This is a genomic window from Vibrio sp. T9 (assembly GCF_003123985.1).
GTDB classification, from domain to species: domain Bacteria; phylum Pseudomonadota; class Gammaproteobacteria; order Enterobacterales; family Vibrionaceae; genus Vibrio; species Vibrio diabolicus.
Genome location: NZ_NIGY01000001.1, coordinates 735,199 through 753,653, shown reverse-complemented (window position 1 = coordinate 753,653; position 18,455 = coordinate 735,199). Strand labels below are relative to the sequence as shown.

14 protein-coding genes, 3 tRNA genes and 1 other RNA gene are annotated in these 18,455 nt (G+C 44.2%); 11 read left to right on the top strand and 7 right to left on the bottom strand.

Annotated elements, in window-relative coordinates:
* Positions 1 to 352: 352 nt before the first annotated feature.
* The 3 genes from CBX98_RS03445 to CBX98_RS03435 form a co-directional block, all read right to left on the bottom strand.
* Positions 353 to 437 (bottom strand) — tRNA-Tyr (locus CBX98_RS03445).
* A gap of 84 nt (positions 438 to 521) precedes the next feature.
* A tRNA-Tyr gene (locus tag CBX98_RS03440) sits at positions 522 to 606 on the bottom strand.
* Positions 607 to 690: 84 nt separating this feature from the next.
* A tRNA-Tyr gene (locus CBX98_RS03435) sits at positions 691 to 775 on the bottom strand.
* Between the two features lie 284 nt (positions 776 to 1,059).
* Between CBX98_RS03435 and CBX98_RS03430 the strand changes: the two genes are divergently transcribed.
* From CBX98_RS03430 to CBX98_RS03420, 3 genes are all read left to right on the top strand, one after another.
* Positions 1,060 to 2,169, top strand: a complete 1,110-nt coding sequence (locus CBX98_RS03430; protein WP_012842013.1) for an efflux RND transporter periplasmic adaptor subunit — start codon at positions 1,060 to 1,062, stop codon at positions 2,167 to 2,169.
* Positions 2,169 to 5,282, top strand: a complete 3,114-nt coding sequence (gene vmeF, locus CBX98_RS03425) for a multidrug efflux RND transporter permease subunit VmeF (protein ID WP_109168579.1) — start codon at positions 2,169 to 2,171, stop codon at positions 5,280 to 5,282. The genes CBX98_RS03430 and vmeF overlap by 1 nt, the downstream gene beginning before the upstream one ends.
* A 219-nt stretch (positions 5,283 to 5,501) precedes the next feature.
* Positions 5,502 to 5,699 carry a type II secretion system protein gene (locus tag CBX98_RS03420; protein WP_005390570.1) on the top strand — a complete coding sequence of 66 codons (198 nt, stop codon included), beginning with the start codon at positions 5,502 to 5,504 and terminating at the stop codon, positions 5,697 to 5,699.
* Between the two features lie 90 nt (positions 5,700 to 5,789).
* Here CBX98_RS03420 and CBX98_RS03415 read toward each other — a convergent pair whose 3' ends face one another.
* Positions 5,790 to 6,365, bottom strand: a complete 576-nt coding sequence (locus CBX98_RS03415) for a porin family protein (protein WP_005390572.1) — start codon at positions 6,363 to 6,365, stop codon at positions 5,790 to 5,792.
* A 208-nt stretch (positions 6,366 to 6,573) separates the two neighbouring features.
* Here CBX98_RS03415 and CBX98_RS03410 point away from each other — a divergent pair, with 208 nt between their 5' ends.
* Positions 6,574 to 6,891 (top strand): DUF1244 domain-containing protein, encoded by a 318-nt coding sequence (locus CBX98_RS03410; protein ID WP_021449582.1) that lies wholly within the window; start codon positions 6,574 to 6,576, stop codon positions 6,889 to 6,891.
* A 63-nt stretch (positions 6,892 to 6,954) separates the two neighbouring features.
* On the opposite strand, the gene CBX98_RS03405 is transcribed toward CBX98_RS03410, so the two are convergent.
* Entirely contained in the window at positions 6,955 to 8,049 is a 1,095-nt protein-coding gene (locus CBX98_RS03405) for a PLP-dependent cysteine synthase family protein (RefSeq protein ID WP_109168578.1), read from the bottom strand.
* Between the two features lie 138 nt (positions 8,050 to 8,187).
* Between CBX98_RS03405 and CBX98_RS03400 the strand changes: the two genes are divergently transcribed.
* Positions 8,188 to 8,652 (top strand): Lrp/AsnC family transcriptional regulator, encoded by a 465-nt coding sequence (locus CBX98_RS03400; RefSeq protein ID WP_005390577.1) that lies wholly within the window; start codon positions 8,188 to 8,190, stop codon positions 8,650 to 8,652.
* Between the two features lie 462 nt (positions 8,653 to 9,114).
* On the top strand, positions 9,115 to 12,156 hold the full coding sequence (locus tag CBX98_RS03395; RefSeq protein ID WP_109168577.1) for a D-Tyr-tRNAtyr deacylase: 3,042 nt from the start codon (positions 9,115 to 9,117) through the stop codon (positions 12,154 to 12,156).
* Between the two features lie 64 nt (positions 12,157 to 12,220).
* On the opposite strand, the gene tesB is transcribed toward CBX98_RS03395, so the two are convergent.
* Positions 12,221 to 13,081, bottom strand: coding sequence for an acyl-CoA thioesterase II (gene tesB, locus CBX98_RS03390; RefSeq protein ID WP_005390581.1), 861 nt, complete (start codon positions 13,079 to 13,081; stop codon positions 12,221 to 12,223).
* 240 nt (positions 13,082 to 13,321) lie between these two features.
* Here tesB and CBX98_RS03385 point away from each other — a divergent pair, with 240 nt between their 5' ends.
* The gene (locus CBX98_RS03385; RefSeq protein ID WP_012842007.1) at positions 13,322 to 13,756 is read left to right on the top strand and encodes a YbaY family lipoprotein; all 435 of its coding nucleotides are present in this window, start codon (positions 13,322 to 13,324) and stop codon (positions 13,754 to 13,756) included.
* A gap of 30 nt (positions 13,757 to 13,786) precedes the next feature.
* Here CBX98_RS03385 and CBX98_RS03380 read toward each other — a convergent pair whose 3' ends face one another.
* Complete coding sequence (locus tag CBX98_RS03380; RefSeq protein WP_005390592.1) at positions 13,787 to 14,089, bottom strand: DNA base-flipping protein; 303 nt, start codon at positions 14,087 to 14,089, stop codon at positions 13,787 to 13,789.
* A gap of 257 nt (positions 14,090 to 14,346) precedes the next feature.
* Here CBX98_RS03380 and CBX98_RS03375 point away from each other — a divergent pair, with 257 nt between their 5' ends.
* The 4 genes from CBX98_RS03375 to CBX98_RS03360 all read left to right on the top strand — a co-directional run bounded on the left by CBX98_RS03375 (position 14,347) and on the right by CBX98_RS03360 (position 18,423).
* A complete protein-coding gene (locus CBX98_RS03375; protein WP_046874702.1) occupies positions 14,347 to 15,090 on the top strand; it encodes a hypothetical protein in 744 nt (247 codons plus the stop codon).
* A gap of 152 nt (positions 15,091 to 15,242) precedes the next feature.
* Positions 15,243 to 17,246 (top strand): GGDEF domain-containing protein, encoded by a 2,004-nt coding sequence (locus CBX98_RS03370; protein WP_109168576.1) that lies wholly within the window; start codon positions 15,243 to 15,245, stop codon positions 17,244 to 17,246.
* Positions 17,247 to 17,383: 137 nt separating this feature from the next.
* Positions 17,384 to 17,480, top strand: an RNA gene (ffs, locus tag CBX98_RS03365) — signal recognition particle sRNA small type.
* Between the two features lie 208 nt (positions 17,481 to 17,688).
* Positions 17,689 to 18,423, top strand: a complete 735-nt coding sequence (locus CBX98_RS03360; protein ID WP_109168575.1) for an RNA methyltransferase — start codon at positions 17,689 to 17,691, stop codon at positions 18,421 to 18,423.
* Positions 18,424 to 18,455: the final 32 nt, after the last annotated feature.

The window sequence follows — 18,455 nt, the reverse complement described above, 5'->3', positions numbered from 1 at the left end:
GAAAGGTGTTTTTATAAAACCTGCCAGATGGAGACTTCATCATGGCTCGCGCTTAACTCTGCCGAATATCTTTTTGCTAGTCAGTCCTCAAGTGTTTTACTGAATGTTTTTAGCATTCACATTATGGTCATTGCGATAAAACAAGGACAAAGTGCTAGTTCATTGTTTGTATTACAACGACCAGATCCGAACTTTGGCCATCGGAGATTCGCTTCGGCCCAGTTGTTAAAGTAGGATCCAAACAGAGGTAGAATAGCGAAGAAGTTGGGTTAAATAAGGAAGGGCTTGTTACTTTACTTTATCAAGAGTCCGAAACGAAAAAAGCCAGCTCAATAAGCTGGCTTTTTCAATATGGTGGAGGGGGACGGATTCGAACCATCGAAGGCAGTGCCGGCAGATTTACAGTCTGCTCCCTTTGGCCACTCGGGAACCCCTCCAGGGTGTTTTATACTTAAAAGATAGTTTCCCAACCTAGCTTCCAAGTTGTTCTTATGTTTAAAGGAAAAACACAAGAAAGAATATGGTGGAGGGGGACGGATTCGAACCATCGAAGGCAGTGCCGGCAGATTTACAGTCTGCTCCCTTTGGCCACTCGGGAACCCCTCCAGGGTGTTTTATACTTAAAAGATAGTTTCCCAACCTAGCTTCCAAGTTGTTCTTATGTTTAAAGGAAAAACACAAGAAAGAATATGGTGGAGGGGGACGGATTCGAACCATCGAAGGCAGTGCCGGCAGATTTACAGTCTGCTCCCTTTGGCCACTCGGGAACCCCTCCAGAGGATTTTTATACTTAGCAAGATGTTTTCCCAACTCATCTCCCAAGTGCGGAGCGCATCATAGCAAACTCGCTCAGGCTGTAAAGCGTTTTTCTTGCGTTTTTACGTTGAATGCTGTCTTTTTGGGCAAAGATGGTAGAAAGTCAGCGTTTTGTGTGTCCTTTGAACAGAAGAGAAACGCTCTTTTTACTTGAATTTACACTACTTGACGTTAAACCACGTATCTACTGATAAAATGTAAGCAGTTTAATGACATAAGTTTATTCGTTTAGAAGTCAATATCATGAGCATGAAAGCCACGTTATCGTTATCTGTTTTAACGCTTTCTATATTAATGAGTTCTCCATCAGCTTTCGCAGCTATGCGAGGCTCAGCAGTTACCGTCGTAACTGAGCAAGTAGAAACGCACGAGATCAATCAATCCTTATCGCTTATCGGTAAATTAGAAGCGGCGGAGTCTGTGGTTGTTGCATCGGAAGTCGCCGGCAAAGTGAATCAAATCGCTGTTAAAGCGAATCAAAATGTCCAACAAGGTCAGCTGTTAATCAAGTTGGATGATGATAAGGCTCAAGCCGCTTTGATTGAGGCAAAGGCGTACCTTAAAGATGAACAACGTAAGCTAAAAGAGTTTCAACGTTTGGTTAAGCGAAATGCTATCACCCAAACTGAGATCGACGCACAAAAAGCAAGCGTTGAAATCGCACAAGCAAGGCTGGACGCCGCTCAAGCAAATTTGGCCGATCTTCATATTACGGCTCCATTCTCTGGCACTGTTGGTTTCATTGACTTTAGTCGCGGTAAAATGGTTAGCGCGGGTACAGAGCTGTTGACCTTGGATGACCTTTCCGTCATGGAGCTGGATTTACAAGTACCGGAGCGCTATTTATCGATGCTTTCTATTGGTATGGAAGTCATTGCCAAAACCAGTGCATGGGGTGAACAGACGTTTACTGGTCAAGTCACAGGCATTGATACGCGGATTAGCTCAGAAACGCTGAACCTGCGTGTGCGTATTGAGTTTGAGAACCCTGAAAACCGCTTAAAGCCGGGCATGTTAATGAATGCATCATTGGCCTTCCCTGCGATTGAAGCGCCAATTATCCCGGTTCAAGCACTAGAATACTCTGGCACCAAGCGTTACGTATACGTCATCGATGACAACAATAAAGCGACTCGACAAGAAGTCATTCTCGGTGCTCGTGTCGATAACGAAGTCGTTATTGAATCAGGCGTTGAAGTTGGCGACAAAATTGTTGTACAGGGCATCGTTAATATGCGAGATGGTGTTGAAGTTAAGGAAATTGTCGCACCAGGAAAGTCAGAAACAGCTAACGCAACTGGTAATCAAGGTGTTCAAAGCACGCAAGACGAAGCGGCTAAGGAAGCAAACTAATGTTACTTTCTGACGTTTCTGTAAAACGCCCAGTCGCAGCGTTGGTATTGAGTATGCTGCTGTGTGTATTTGGTTTTGTATCCTTTACGAAACTAGCGGTGCGAGAAATGCCGGACATTGAAAGTCCGGTCGTTTCCATCAGTACGCGTTACGAGGGCGCTTCCGCGACGATCATCGAGAGTCAAATTACTTCTGTATTAGAAGATCAGCTTTCAGGTATCAGCGGAATCGATGAGATCAGTTCGACGACGCGAAACAGCAGTTCGCGTATCACGATCACTTTTGAGCTAGGTTACGATCTCAATACGGGTGTTAGTGATGTTCGCGACGCGGTGGCTCGCGCTCAACGTTCGCTACCTGATGAAGCGGACGATCCAATTGTCTACAAGAATAACGGTTCAGGTCAGGCCTCCCTCTATATTAACCTCAGCTCTGCAGAGATGGACCGCACTCAATTGACGGATTATGCAGAACGTGTACTGATGGATCGCTTTAGCTTGATCTCTGGGGTGAGCTCCATTGATCTCTCTGGTGGTTTGTACAAGGTGATGTACGTGAAGCTTAAGCCAGAGCTGATGGCGGGGCGCTCAGTCACGGCTTCGGACATTACATCGGCACTGCGAAGTGAAAACTTAGAAAGTCCGGGTGGTGAAGTTCGCAATGACTCGACAGTCATGTCGGTACGGACAGCGCGTAGCTATAACACGCCGGAAGATTTTGAGTACCTCGTAATTAAAAGAGCGAGCGACAACACGCCTATCTATTTGAAAGATGTCGCTGATGTTTTTATCGGTGCAGAGAACGAAAACTCGACCTTTAAAAGCGATGGCGTCGTCAATGTTAGTTTGGGGGTTGTTCCTCAGTCTGATGCGAACCCGTTAGAAGTAGCAAAATTAGTTCGAGCTGAAGTTGATAACATCCAGAAGTTCTTGCCGGAAGGAACGCGGCTTGCTATCGACTACGATGCGACGGTGTTTATCGAGCGCTCGATAGAAGAGGTGTATAGCACGCTATTTATTACGGGCGGTTTGGTCATTTTGGTGTTGTACATCTTCATTGGTCAAGCTCGTGCAACCTTGATCCCAGCTGTTACGGTTCCGGTATCGCTGATTTCTTCGTTCATTGCCGCTTATTACTTTGGCTTTTCTATCAACTTAATCACCTTGATGGCGTTGATCCTGTCTATCGGCTTGGTAGTGGATGACGCGATTGTGGTTGTTGAAAACATCTTCCACCATATCGAACGTGGTGAATCGCCTTTGCTTGCGGCCTATAAAGGTACGCGGGAAGTAGGCTTTGCCGTTATCGCGACAACGCTAGTGCTGGTGATGGTATTCCTGCCGATTTCTTTTATGGATGGCATGGTAGGTCTGCTATTTACTGAGTTTTCTGTCTTGTTGGCGATGTCAGTAATTTTCTCGTCTTTGATCGCCCTAACATTAACTCCTGTATTGGGTAGTCAGATTTTGAAGGCGAATGTAAAACCAAATCGATTTAATCAAGTGGTCGATCGCCTATTTAGTAAACTGGAGAGTGGTTACCGCTCATTATTGAAAGGCGCATTGAAAATGCGTTGGGCTGCACCGCTGGTGATTTTGGCGTGTTTGGGCGGCAGTTACTTCTTGATGAACCAAGTGCCAGCCCAGTTGACCCCTCAAGAAGATCGCGGCGTGATGTTTGCGTTTGTACGCGGGGCTGATGCTACGTCATACAATCGTATGTCAGCCAATATGGACATTGTTGAAGACCGATTGATGCCATTACTTGGGCAAGGGTATCTGAAGTCGTTTAGTATTCAAACGCCTGCATTTGGTGGACAGGCAGGCGATCAAACCGGCTTTGTTATCATGATTCTAGAAGACTGGAACGAGCGAGATGTAACAGCTCAGGAAGCGCTTAACAAAGTGCGTGGTGCACTGGCTGGCATACCTGATGTTCGAGTGTTCCCATTCATGCCTGGTTTCCAAGGTGGTTCGAGTGAGCCTGTTCAGTTTGTGTTAGGTGGCTCTGATTACGATGAACTTCTCGTCTGGGCTGAAATGTTGAAAAACAAAGCAGAAGAATCGCCAATGATGGAAGGCGCTGAGATCGATTACTCAGAGAAAACGCCAGAGCTATTGGTTACGGTCGACAGACAGCGTGCCGCAGAACTAGGGGTCAGTGTCAAAGACATTTCTGATACGCTAGAAATCATGCTTGGTGGTAAAAGTGAAACGACTTATGTTGAGCGTGGCGAAGAGTATGATGTGTATCTTCGTGGTGATGAAAACAGCTTTAATAATGCAGCGGATTTAAGCCAGATTTATCTGCGAACTAATAGTGGGCAGTTAGTGACGTTAGACGCGGTCACTAAAATTGAAGAAGTGGCAGCTTCTATTCGTCTATCTCACTACAACAAACAGAAATCCATCACTATTACGGCTAATCTGTCAGAAGGCTACACATTAGGAGACGCGCTGAATTACCTTGATCAACAAGCGATAGACAACTTACCAGGTGACATCTCGGTGAGTTATTCTGGCGAGTCAAAAGACTTTAAAGAGAACCAAGCGAGTGTTGCTGTCGTATTTGCGTTGGCATTGCTTGTGGCGTATCTCGTGTTGGCGGCTCAGTTTGAAAGCTTCGTGAACCCGTTAGTGGTGATGTTTACGGTGCCGATGGGCGTATTTGGTGGCTTCCTTGGCTTGGTTGTGATGGGGCAAGGCATGAACATTTACAGCCAGATCGGCATGATCATGTTGATCGGCATGGTGACGAAAAACGGCATTTTGATTGTTGAGTTTGCCAACCAGTTGCGAGACCGTGGTGTTGAATTCGAAAAAGCGGTTATTGATGCAGCTGCGCGACGTCTACGCCCGATCTTGATGACAGCATTTACCACGCTTGCTGGTGCCATCCCGCTGATCGTTTCGACAGGGGCAGGTTATGAGAGTCGTATTGCTGTGGGTACCGTGATCTTTTTCGGGATGGGATTTGCAACATTGGTGACCTTATTTGTCATCCCGGCTATGTATCGATTGATTTCGGCGAAAACACAGGCGCCAGGTCATGTAGAAGCAGAATTGAACAAAGCACTCAGCCACGATACAAAAGGCCGTATTGCTCATCCTTAGCCGCTGTACGTAAAGCTTTGATTGAAAACACCGAACAACTTTTGTTCGGTGTTTTTTTATATTGAGAGTGATTACTTATAGATCTAATGATTATTTTTGTTTATTATTTCGCCACTTCTTCGAGGAGCACAGGACTCGCTCATCGTATTGACTGAATGTCGGGTCTTGTTAGGTGTCATGCCGGGAAAGCAGCATATACCTATTATTTGAGGTGTTCTCTTGAAAAAAGTACGTGGTAGTTACATGGTAGAAATGGTTTTAGTTGCGGGTGTTATGGCGTTGTTAGCGACCACTGCACTTCCGACGTTAACGAATGCACTAAAAGATCGTCAAGATGGCATTTTACACTCTCTCGATGCCGGGCAACCAAGTAGCCATGTGAATCAAGAGACAACAGAAAAGTTCTCCGCTCAGTAACTGATGACACACCGTAGATTGTAAAACAAGCCGAGGTAAAAACCTCGGCTTGTTTGTATTTCAATTCTGGTAACTTGGTGCTATCTAATGTTAGAAGCGTTTCCCTAAGCTAACTTGCACACCTTCGTAGCTGTCGTAAAAATCTTCAAAGCCCATATCTGCGACATTATAGATGTACTCTGCGCGCAACCAGATGTCTTTGCTCATATCCCAATGGACACCAGCACCGATATTGAATAGTGCTCCTGAATCATCTGTGACTTTTTGTTGGTTTGGAACGTACATTTCTGCCTGAGTCCCTAACGCGGTCACGCGGCCGAACAAAGAAAGTGGTGTATCGCCAAGGTTATCACTGGTCAATACTGCTGACATACCCGCTTGGTAATAGTGCAAATCCAAATCTGTTTTCAGTGTGTCGTTTTTAAGTTCGTTTTGGGAATAGCGAAGCACACCTTCAAACGCAAGGTATTGATTAACATGATAGCCCCAACCAACAGTGATATGTGGTGTGGACCACTCATTGTCTCTGTCTGAGCCAAAATAGGGTGTATCAAAACCGACGTTACCAGTACCCAGATAAAAATAAGATTGATGAGTTTGTTCTTGAGCAGCAAAAGTCGGCACACTGATGGTCAAGGCAGACAATAATAGAATGGCGTTTTTCATAACTTGACGATAACCTTTGTAAAAGACCGTTGTAATGAGTTGTGTTAATATTAATTTAATCAATAAGATAGATGGCGTTTATCATATCAGCTTTTACGCAAAGGTAGTCATTTAGACTGGGAATTGTTGCGCTAAAGCAGACTTCCTAGGCTGGAGAACTTACTATTCGGTATGGTGACTAACGTCAATCAAATAAGAGAGAAGGAAAGTGGCTGAATTCAAATATAAAAATCTGACTCAAGAAGAACAAGATAAGTTAGACGCGGCGACATTTCGTCGTTTACTGGCGCATTTAGACGCAAATAAAGACGTGCAGAATATTGACCTTATGATCCTTGCGGGCTTTTGCCGCAACTGCTTTAGCAAGTGGTACAAAGCAGAAGCTGAAAATTTAGGTTTGGATTTAGATATTGATGACGCTCGCGAGCGTGTTTATGGCATGACTTACGATGAGTGGAAACAAAATCATCAACCAGCGGCGACGCCAGAACAATTGGCTGCGTTTGAAGCGCGTCAGAAGAAGTAATACTAATCACTAAAAAAACAGCCCGCAAATAAGCGGGCTGTTTTTTACATTCGAATTTGCATCTTAAGCGGTAATTGGACCGCAACATGCCGGCTCAACACAGCCTTTCGCTTGAATGACTTCAAGTTGCGCGAGGTAAGGTTGAATATCACCGATGTTCTCTTTTATCCATGCTAAGTCGTAATACGTATCTAAGTAACGCTCACCAGAGTCACATAAAAGTGTCACGATAGAGCCTGTTTCACCGCGTTGTTTCATTTCGCAGGCCAGTTGAAGCACACCGTAGAGGTTCGTCCCCGTTGATGCGCCTACTTTACGCCCAATCAGTTGAGAAACCCAATGTGCAGTTGCCACACTGGCAGCGTCTGGAATTTTGCGCATCTCGTCAATAACACCTGCAATAAAGCTTGGCTCGACACGTGGTCGACCGATGCCTTCAATTTTGCTGCCGGCCTCACCTTTTAATGAGTGATTACCTGACTGGAAAGCGTCGTAAAACACCGAGTTTTCAGGGTCTACGACACAAAGTTTGGTGTCGTATTTTTGGTAACGAATAAAACGGCCAATGGTTGCGGATGTACCACCAGTTCCTGGGCTCATTACTACCCAATTAGGAATTGGGTGATCTTCTAGTTCCATTTGGCTAAAGATAGAGTTCGCAATGTTGTTGTTGCCGCGCCAGTCAGTCGCACGTTCAGCATAAGTAAACTGATCCATGTAGTGACCATTTAACTCTTGAGCCAAGCGTCGAGACTCGTCATAAATCTGATCTGAGCGCTCTACAAGATGCGCTTTACCACCGTAAAACTCAATTTGTTCAATCTTTTTACGTGCGGTGGTTTTCGGCATAACAGCAATGAACGGTAAGCCAAGCAAGCGAGCAAAATACGCTTCTGAAACGGCAGTGCTGCCTGAGGACGCTTCAATCACTGTGGTTTCAGGACCAATCCATCCGTTACAAATCGCATAAAGAAACAACGAGCGTGCCAATCGGTGTTTCAGAGAGCCTGTTGGGTGCGTGCTCTCATCTTTTAGGTAGATATCGATACCATCAAGAGAAGGCAGTTCGAGTTTAAATAAATGAGTATCAGCAGAACGTTGAAAGTCTGCTTCAATTTTACGCACTGCATTGTTGATCCAGTTGTGGTCAGTACACATGGCGTCTCTCCTTGGAAATCGATAGATAAGCATTGGATGGGAATAATTTACCTATAATATGAGAGAAAAACTTTGCTATAGTTGCTGGTAATAGATGTTATGGTAGAAAAGTTTTCTACACTTAGTGGGTTTTATAGGATGAGTTTGGATCGAGTCGATAAACAGCTGCTTGCGTTGTTACAAACCGACAGCACCTTGTCATTAAATGAGTTAGCAGAGCAGGTAAATCTGACAACGACGCCATGTTGGAAGCGTTTGAAAAGGTTGGAAGAAGAAGGCTACATCGAAAAGCGCGTGGCGTTACTGAGTGCAGAAAAACTCGACCTGTCTTTTATCGCTTTTGTTCAGCTAAAAACCATCGATCACTCCGAAGATTGGTATCACCACTTTGTCACAACAGTGAGTGATTTCCCTGAGGTGATGGAGTTTTATCGTATGGCCGGCGAGTACGACTACATGATGAAAGTGCTGGTGAAAGATATGAAGTGTTTTGACGAGTTTTATAAGCGCTTAGTTAATAGTGTAAAGGGATTGTCTAATGTGACTTCAACATTTGCTATGGAATCCATTAAATATACGACTGAGTTACCACTTCTCAACTAAATAGCTTTATACGAATTTTATTTAATGGTTACTCTACCTGTTAGCATTTTAAGTGTTAACAGGTAGCAGGGTTATTCTAACTAGGTTACTTTTTACTGGGTTGGAATAAATATAAACGATATTTATTCTCTCTTCTATTTCCGCATTAACTGTTTGTTTTTTATCCTTTATTAAGCGCCCATACAGCAAAACGCATGAAAAAATAACGCAATTTTTTCTCTTTATTTTTTCGTGTTTTATTTTTGTTGAATATTCATTCTTACTAAATTAATTAATTGGTTTAATTTAAACGTTTGCTTTGTGTTGTTTTGTGTATTTTAGTCACCACTTCTGAACATTTATTTTTATGCGTAATACAGTAGCAAATACTTAAGTAATAAAGTACTCAAAAATGGATATAGTGATTAATAAAACATCGTATTATTATCGCTAGCACTTATTTGTGACAAAGTGTTTCTAAAAATGAACAGAAAATATTATTTGCTTTTTCTCGCGGCTTTACTCGCTGGTTGTGGTGGTGGAGGTGACTCTAAAACGAACAATACAAAGACACCAACTACGATAACAAAGCAGAGCCGTCCACAGTTAAAAGCTGAAGACACGGTATTGAAGTTTGAGGGCGTGGGAACCGTTACAGAGGCAAAATTGAGCAATGTACATGGTTCGGTGTCTTATCAGGTCATTGACTCTAATCCGCTAAATGTTGTGAAAATTAATGACTCTGGAATGCTACAAATTTTGCGTCCAGGAACGGCAACAATTCTGGCTACGGATAGCAGTTCTGCTTATGAATCCTCTGAAGCACGATTTTCTATCACTGTGGAACGAGGTATTAACACAGACCTTTCGGTTAGTGATCTAAACTTCAATGCAATCGAATCTGAAGGGAAAGCGCTGACCGTTCGTGGCCAAAAAGGTGAATTGAGTTATGAAGTAGAAAGTGGTCATAACTTGATTCGGGTTGATCAGAACGGTTCGGTATATTCATTAGGCTCAATTGGTCAGGCGTCGGTACTGATTACTGACTCAGGTAACGAGCTTTATCTGCCGAAGCAAGTTCGCGCGACGGTGAAGCTTCATGGAGTAGCATCCGGGCAACTTCAATTCGCCTTGCTGGAAGACGAATATAGAAAAGGGCTGACGTTAGAACCTGCACGTTTAGATAAAGCTCAAACGCAAAGCATCACATACAAAATCATTCGCAGCGAACCAGACAACAAAGTTGCCGAGTTACTCAACCCTGAGTCAGGTGTGCTCCTTGTTCATAATGTTGGGCAGTTAACCGTTGAAGCGACAGCAACTTACAGCGATGCCTTTTTAGATAAGCAGCAAACGGCGCAATTTGTTGTGGATGTAAAACAAGGTCAACGCGAAGCAATCAGCGTAGCGGATGTTGTGAAAACTTATGAGGAAGGTGGCCGAATTTTCCCTAAGGTGACGAATGCTCGCGGCGACTATTCACTGCGAATTATTAGCGGCACAGATGTTATCGCTAAGTCTATGAGCAGTGAAGCACTGCTGATCAAAGGTGTAGGTACGGCTGAAGTTGAAATCTACGAGCATGAAATGCGTAATTATCCTGCAAGTAAAGCTCGCTTCAATGTTGAAGTTAATCGCGCGCCTCATCCAGTGATGAACGACATTGAAATGTCGCTTATTTATCAGCCTAGCCTCTCAATTCCTTTGGCATTTTCAGGACAAAAAGGCAACGTAAGCCTAGTCGGTAGTTTACCGGACGGCTTAAGAATGACCGATGGCAAGTTAGAAGTAGAGACGGCTGGAGAATATCGTCTTAAGTTTGAAGATGATGGTGGGGATTTATATCAACCAATTCAGTTTAATGTAGTCATCAAAGTAGCGAAGGCTGCGGGACAAGCCATGGTGACACAAGGTTATGAAATGGTGTATAGCAAAGACTATAGCTTTGATCTTCGTCGTGACTTTGGTTTAAGTACAAGTAACGATCATGTAGAACTCGTTGATAACACTGCTACAGATGTTATAGAGGTTACTGCGGATGGACGTGCCTATGTTTACAAAGCGGGTAAAGCGACGTTAACAGTTCGCAGACAGGAGAGCGTGAATTATACTGCGGGTCCAGATCAGAAAGTGTACGTTAATATTCTGAGTGCGCCGAGTCGGATTGATGTGCAATCCGATGTGGAAGAGACTTGGAAAACCAGCCAGCCTTATGTTCAAAAACCGACCATCTCTGGTACGGTTGGCGAAGTTTCGTATCGATTTGCAGAAAATGCAGCAACGGATGTGGTTTCCCTAGACAGCAAAACGGGCGAGATGCGCATCCTCAATGCTGGCAGCACAAGAGTTGTTGTATCGGATGCAGGGGACGATAAATTTACTCCGGGTGAAAGCAGTTTCTCTGTCACGATCAAACAGGGCACAAACCCTGTATCGATTGCTTATCCAACGGTAGACTTTTCAGCGGGTACTATTATCTCACCAGTGATGAGTGGAGGAGAGGCGAAAGCCAGCTATCGTCTTATTAACCAAAAAGATCCTGTGGTTGAGTTAGTCTCTTCTGAAACGGGGCGTTTGAAGATTTTGCACGCAGGCGAGTACCAATTAGAAGTGACGCTAACTGCACGTAACTATACAACTAAAACCGTATTGGTTAACGGCACCATTAATAAAGCGGATCATCCCGGTCTTACCACGAAACTTCAAACCGTTGAGTTTACGCCTTTCAAGGCAATTGACTTAGATTTCGGTAGAACGGTCGGTACTCGCACTTACTCATTTGGCGATACTGTGAGCAAAGATCTTGCCACGTTAGACAATGCGAATGCAGAGTTGACGCTAACCAATTACTCTCAATACCATTCTATTGCGCTAGACATCTCTGAGAGTGAATCGCGAGATTACAAAGCGTTACCAAGAACAAAAGTCACGGTTAGTGTCGATTTGGCAGAGTCGGGTGTTGCAGATAAATACACACAACTTAATAGCGAACAAACCGTCATTGTGAGCACGCTTAGTGCCCCACAGTTTGCCAATTTAGAAGAGAGTGAATTTGGTATCTTGGGTTCGCGTTCGGTACGTGAACCGACGGATGACGAGCTGCAAAAACACGGTAAAGGTAAGGTTGTGCTATTTATGTTTAAGCCAGTTGGTAGCGATGACCGAAGACAAGAAAAGGCAGCGTGGGTGCATGTTGCTCGATTCGATGGATGTACATCAGAGCTATTTGCTGATGACCTTAAGCCATTTAATGCAATTGGTTATGATGATCCAGGGTATTGCACCAGCGGTAGCACTATCCGTATGACTCGGTTCTTAGTGATTGATGATTCTAATTTGGAAGACATAGAGTATGAGTTGGCTGCACCGATCATTACTTACCGTCGTGGGGTGCGTGAATTTTTAGCAACGGATAAAGGTGGATTCTATGCTGACCCAAATGTCGTTTACGGGAAAGGCGAATACGGTTACCCGAAATCACTTTACGAATGGTCGGTCATTACTATGAAGTATCAACCAAATTAATTATCGTTTGATACCCACAAAAAAGGAGTGCTGAGCACTCCTTTTGTCGTTTAAGGTTTAGCGGTTACTTGGTATAGCGCATTACACCTTCTTGCACTGCGGTTGCCACTAAATGACCTTGCTGGTTATAGATTTCGCCACGCACTAACCCACGAGTATTACTCGCTGTTGGGCTTTCTATTGCGTACAACAGCCATTCATCCATTTTGAACGGACGGTGGAACCAGATTGAATGGTCAATGGTTGCAACTTGGAAGTTTGGCGTCATTAATGACACTTCATGTGGGTGCATTGCTGTCACGAGGAATCCCCAATCTGATGCATAGGCCAACAGGTACTGATGTATAAGCAGGTTCTCTGGCATTTCACCATTGGCACGAATCCAAAGATACTGTTTAGGCTCTGCTTTTTTGGGTTTTAGAGGGTTGATGACCGTAACAGGACGGGTTTCAATTGGCTTTTCACCACAAAATGTTTTGCGTAGTCGCTCTGGCAGGAATTCGGCTATATGGCTAGCAAGCTCACTCTCAGAGGCGAAGTTTTCTGGGCCAGGAATGTCTGGCATTTCCTTTTGATGATCAAACCCAGGTTGATCGCCATGGTAAGACGCCGTTAGGTAGAAAATAGGGCGTCCATTTTGAATCGCCTTAACGCGTCTGGTGCTGAAGCTACGGCCATCCCTTAGGTTTTCTACATCATAAATGATGGGCTTTTCTGGATCGCCAGGGTACAAAAAATAGCTATGGAAGGAGTGCACCGCGCGTGTTTCTTCAACGGTGTAGCGCGCAGCAGAAAGCGCTTGCCCAATCACTTGGCCGCCATACACTTGAGGCAAACCTAGGTTTTCACTTTGGCCACGAAACAAGCCTTCTTCTAATTTTTCGAGTTGTAGTAGGCTGAGCAATTCTCGTAATGGTTTACTCATTGTGTCTCCTCACCGTTGTCTTTCACTCCAACTTACCTCAACAGTCTCACTCTTGTGAAGTGCCATAGTTAAGAACTATTGAGTAACTTAGAAATAGTATTGTTCCGATTATGAAACAAAATCAATTGTTTGATAAATTCTAACTCAGTCAAACTATTGTCAAATAAACTGGCAGGAAGCAGACAGTTTTATATTCCACACCTATAATTGCTCCGGTTTAATACTCTTTTCGAGGAAGATATGAAAAAAACACTACTGCTTGTTACTTCTTTACTCTTTGGGGCTGCGTTAGTGGGTTGCCAAACTTCTCAAAATACAGAAATGGAATCTGCAGAGGCGTCAATGAAGACGATTACAGGTACAGTGGCTTACCGCGAGCGTATTGCTCTGCCGCCAAACGCAGTGGTTACCGTCGCGTTAGAAGATGTGTCTTTGGCTGACGCGCCAGCAAAAGTACTAGCAAAACAGACATTCGAAACGGAAGGTAAACAAGTTCCTCTTTCTTTTGAGCTGAACTACGATAACAATGAAATCAAACCAAACCATCGTTACAGCGTCCGTGCGCGTATTGAAGTGGATGGTAAATTGCGTTTTATCAGCGATACGCATAACGGTGTAATTACAGATGAAGCACAAACTCACCAGTTGGATATTCGTCTAGTTGGTACGCGTTAATATCAAACTCAGCGAACAAAAAATGGCAGCCTAAGGCTGCCATTTGTATTTTCTTAGCGAAATTTTTCCAATCTCAGATACTTCAATTCCTTCGGCTTCTAATTTCTTTGTTTGTCGTTCTAAATTACTGCCTTTTAAGGATATTTTTCCTTGACTATTTATCACTCTAAACCACGGGAGTTTGCTGTCCTCTGGCAAATTACCAAGCGCCTTACCAACATGTCTTGCGTAGCCCGGGTAACCTGCCATTTTTGCGATTTCCCCGTAGGTGGAGACTTTTCCTTTTGGAATTTGGTGAATTACAGCAAAGATTTGCGCTAAAAATTGGTCCATACTCAAAAGTGTCTATTGTGGATTACTAAGGAATGGTAAACCATCGGACTTGTATATTGCTAACGGTTCTTAACGTTTATATTGCCCGCGATTGACTTTTGTTGATCACATTTTATCTTCAGTCGTGCCGTATGTTAATGAGCGGTAAAAAGCATAAAACAAACACAAGCTAAGCTTGAATCTAGACCCTCTCAACGACTTTTAATCCCAGTTTTTGCCGTTGAGTTACCAAGTAGGTGGGGAAGCCAGGAGGCGCTATGATTTTATCGACACTTCAATTTTTCATTACGACTTTACTCGCAGTGGTGTGCGTTCGAGCGATGAGTTTGAGCGAGGGAGATATTCCTGTTCTTGCACTCATGATCCCGGCGTTGTGGATCTTGCCACAAGGCGGGTTTGCTGGCTTGGTGTTGCTGGGCGCAATGATGGCTTTTGGCGCTACGCTCTCAATGCAGCCAATCGCGCTATCGATTGGTATTTTGATCCTTTTCCCACTTTTAATGGTAGTGTTCTCTCGTAGAAGTTCGTTGGGCGTCCTACTCACCGCAGGCCTAATCGTACTTACGCTACAAGTCGGTATTATGGTCACGCAACAAGGTGGGAAGCTGGATGGATCCGCTTGGGTTACAGTGGTTCAAACTGTCGCGGTCATGGCGATGTGGTGGTCTGCTGTACATTGGACCCCTTCCAATAAGCACAGCTGGTGGCCGATGCTGTTGTTGTTCCCATTATGGATTGCTGGCTTGCCATATGCCGTTCTTGTGGCATTGAGCGTGACAGGAATGCTGGCTTCAATGGAAACCCTCGCGAAGCTTAAACACTCCATTCGTTGGAGTAAACTATTGTGCTGGACGTTACCGACCGTTGGCTTTGCTGCCTTAGTGGTGAGTCCGACTACAGATGTACCAAACCCTGTTTTTGTTGTTTGGATCTGTTTGTTAGGAACGGCTTGGATGACGGACTATATCTTACGTAGCAGCGATGAACAGGCAGAATTATGAGTATTTCGTCAGGTAAAAAGTGACACGTGCGGCAGACTATCGAATTGGTTGTGGAACAAAATGAAGATTAGTATATGTTCTTCATTTCATATTTACTAAACTTCCAATAATAATAACCACATTATAAGTGGTTGATTTAAGATAAGTTTGTCATGACTACCTTTGCTCGAACACTGTTGCTTTTTACTTGTTCCCTACTGAGTTTGAATGTAAAAGCTGAATCACCTTTAATTGCTCATTATAACGTTGCGACAGAAGCGGATGATGTCGTCACCCGTGTTCTTTTTAATGCTGCATCGAAAGAGTTCGGCTTTACCGTTCAATATGTGAACTATTCCAGCTTTGATGCCATTCTAAATTCCGTCGCGAATGGGGAAGCGGACTTTGCTGCGAATATCACTTACACAGAAGAGCGTGCTCAACGCTTTAGTTACTCCCGTCCAACTAATATCGAATATACCTACCTTTTTGGATTAAAAGACTCGACGTTGAGTGACATTTCACGAGTTGGCGTCCCTAAAGATACGGTTTATGCCGAATTACTTAAACAATACTACCCGGAGCTAAAACAGGTCTCTTATCAAGGTCATGAGCAAGCGGTAACGTTACTGAGATCAGGCGTTGTTGAAGGCGTAGTCGATGCCATCAATCAGCTTAAGCCGATGCTGCTGGAGGGCTTTGACGCTAAGATGTTGAATGATCAGATTTCGATAAAGCCAGTATCGATCATCAGTAAAAAAGATCATCACCTCGAAGAGTTGGATACGTTCGCTACGTTTATTCATGGGGAAGGAGTGCAAAAGCAACTTCGTGAAGAGATCTCCCAGTATCAATTTGAATTAAGGCGAGCGGCATTGCGAGAATCTATTCGCTTATTACCTCTCGATTTTAGTGAGCCTATACGGATCAAGCTCGAATCTATCTTTCCATATGTTGTTTACAACGAAGACGGCAGTATCGAAGGGATGACGGCAGATGTCGTCCTGAGAAGCTGTGAGATCTTGGCATTAAACTGCGTGATCATTAGTGAGCCAAATGAAAGTTGGGGTTCCATGTATCATGAGTTTATGCAGGGGAATTTTGAAATTTTAGCGCCCTTAACGGTCAGTCGCGAGCGGCATGAATTTAGTTACTTTCCCAAGCCCCATTACTCACCAGCATCCGTTATGGTCAAGCGTTTAGGTTACAAGCCGAACACTTACTCCCATGTGTCACAGTTGATCTCTGAGCGGATTGGTGTGGTTGAGGACGACTTTTTCGACCAAATGATGACGCAACTTTTACCGCTAAAAGAGCTGAAACGTTATCGTACCCAACAAGAACTCATTCAGGGTTTATTGAATGAAGAGGTCGATTACATTCCGATGGATACCGCGATGCTCAACCACTTTTTACGTCTGAGCGAGTTGGTTCCGATAGAGCAGGACACGGCGATTGGCGAGTTTTACCAGTCACAACTTTCTGTTGGATTGGTGGCGAACGAGAAAGGTGCCATGCTTGCTCCTTTTTTCAGTCGAGCGATAGCGATGTTGGAAGTTGATAAGATCATTGCCCAGTACGACCTGCGCCCAGATTGGCGTACCGCGCTTGAATATGAGGTTCGGCTGGCAACGCAAACGCAGGCTGTGTTTGTCTTTGTATTGTTGTTTGCGATTTGCGTTTCGCTTTATCTTTATCGTCAATCGAATACCGACAATTTAACGGGGTTAAGAAATCGCCGCGCGTTGCAAGTAAAACATCGAAAAGGCGTAAACAAAGAGCTATCCATACTTTACTTAGATATTAACCACTTCAAACGAATCAATGATACGTACGGTCACCGTGCTGGTGATGAGGTGTTGCAATTATTGGCGCTAAAAATTCATTATGTATGGTCAGGGAAAAGTTACCGGATAGGGGGAGATGAGTTCATCTTGTTGGGCTACCCGACTCAAGCAGAATTAAATAGGGCAATGAAAGAGCTCAGCAGAATTGATGTAAAAGGCAAACTGTGTAGTGAGTTAGAGTCTGTGGGTATCTCTATCGGTGTCTCTGAAAAAAGAGAACAGCACATGAGCTTAGAGCAAGCCATGCATTTAGCTGATGAAGATATGTATTCAAGTAAGCAGTCAACACGCCGCTATTCTTCTTCTCATCGTTACGTGGCTCAATCGTAGAGGAATGAATTGATCGAGTTTTGTCCAAACGGTAATGAAATGACGAAATTCAAGGTTTTTGCTCTTGCATTATGAGGGCTGATACTGAATAATCGCCCCATCGATTGAGGCAAGTCCTCTCGAAAAGAATTATGGGGCTCTGGTCCTCTCGCAACAATAGCTCGTGAACTCGGTCAGGTCCGGAAGGAAGCAGCCGCAGCGGGTGACTTGTGTGCCGGGATGTGGCTGGGGTCCCACCCTTTAAAAGCCCTGCGTATATCGCAGGGCTTTTTTCGTTTTTGAACCCTCTTTTACTGCGTTTGCTCTTCAAAGTCTTCTGATGAATCAAGTTTCTTGAGGTTATTTAGGTATAATTTATAATCTCACGCGCTTGATACCGAACTGTCGTGAAGATTGTTTCGAGTACATTCGCCGAATAACCATTTTCACCTGGGATACTTTAATGATTTCAAAAAACCAATTAAAACTGCTTCGTGCTTTAGGTCAAAAGAAACAGCGTAAAGCGCATGGCTTATTCCTAGTTCAGGGTGAAAAGAACGTTTTAGAGCTGGCAAGTAGTTCATTAAAGGTGAAGCATGTCTTCGCAACCGAGGCATTTCTCGAACAAAACGCTAGTACGCTAAGTAGTTTTGATTGCATTGAAGCATCGCTTGACGACCTGACCAAAGCGAGCACTCTCGTGAGCAATAACGCGGCCATTGCCGTGGTTGAAATCCCGAGTGTAAAAGTGCCTCAAGCAAAAGGCTTGATGATTGCGCTAGATGGCGTATCTGACCCAGGTAATCTAGGAACGATTATTCGTGTCGCAGACTGGTATGGCATCAAGCACATTATTGCTAGTACAGATTGTGCTGATCCGTATAACCCTAAGACGATCAGCGCGACCATGGGCAGTTTTGGCCGCGTACAAGTGAGTCTGGTGGATTTGCCAAGTTACTTAGAAGAAGCCAATTTGCCAGTTTATGGCGCGTTTCTGGAAGGGGAGAGCGTTCATAAAACGGAATTCGCTGCTGAAGGTATTTTGTTGATGGGCAGCGAGTCCCACGGCGTACGTGAAGAAGCTGCGAAGCTCGTGACAAATAAGATCACGATTCCGGCATTTGGTGGTGCTGAGTCGCTGAATGTCGCAATGGCAACCGGTATTATTTTAGACAACATGCGTCGACATCATTGTTAATGTAACTATGCGCCAATAATGAAGCCAGTCAA

Excerpts from the sequence above, each read along its gene's own strand:
- CBX98_RS03430 (WP_012842013.1), top strand. The coding sequence starts at position 1,060 with ATGAGCATGAAAGCCACGTTATCGTTATCTGTTTTAACGCTTTCTATA.
- vmeF (WP_109168579.1), top strand. The coding sequence starts at position 2,169 with ATGTTACTTTCTGACGTTTCTGTAAAACGCCCAGTCGCAGCGTTGGTA.
- CBX98_RS03415 (WP_005390572.1), bottom strand. The coding sequence starts at position 6,365 with ATGAAAAACGCCATTCTATTATTGTCTGCCTTGACCATCAGTGTGCCG.
- CBX98_RS03405 (WP_109168578.1), bottom strand. The coding sequence starts at position 8,049 with ATGTGTACTGACCACAACTGGATCAACAATGCAGTGCGTAAAATTGAA.
- CBX98_RS03400 (WP_005390577.1), top strand. The coding sequence starts at position 8,188 with ATGAGTTTGGATCGAGTCGATAAACAGCTGCTTGCGTTGTTACAAACC.
- CBX98_RS03395 (WP_109168577.1), top strand. The coding sequence starts at position 9,115 with ATGAACAGAAAATATTATTTGCTTTTTCTCGCGGCTTTACTCGCTGGT.
- tesB (WP_005390581.1), bottom strand. The coding sequence starts at position 13,081 with ATGAGTAAACCATTACGAGAATTGCTCAGCCTACTACAACTCGAAAAA.
- CBX98_RS03385 (WP_012842007.1), top strand. The coding sequence starts at position 13,322 with ATGAAAAAAACACTACTGCTTGTTACTTCTTTACTCTTTGGGGCTGCG.
- CBX98_RS03380 (WP_005390592.1), bottom strand. The coding sequence starts at position 14,089 with ATGGACCAATTTTTAGCGCAAATCTTTGCTGTAATTCACCAAATTCCA.
- CBX98_RS03375 (WP_046874702.1), top strand. The coding sequence starts at position 14,347 with ATGATTTTATCGACACTTCAATTTTTCATTACGACTTTACTCGCAGTG.
- CBX98_RS03370 (WP_109168576.1), top strand. The coding sequence starts at position 15,243 with ATGACTACCTTTGCTCGAACACTGTTGCTTTTTACTTGTTCCCTACTG.
- CBX98_RS03360 (WP_109168575.1), top strand. The coding sequence starts at position 17,689 with ATGATTTCAAAAAACCAATTAAAACTGCTTCGTGCTTTAGGTCAAAAG.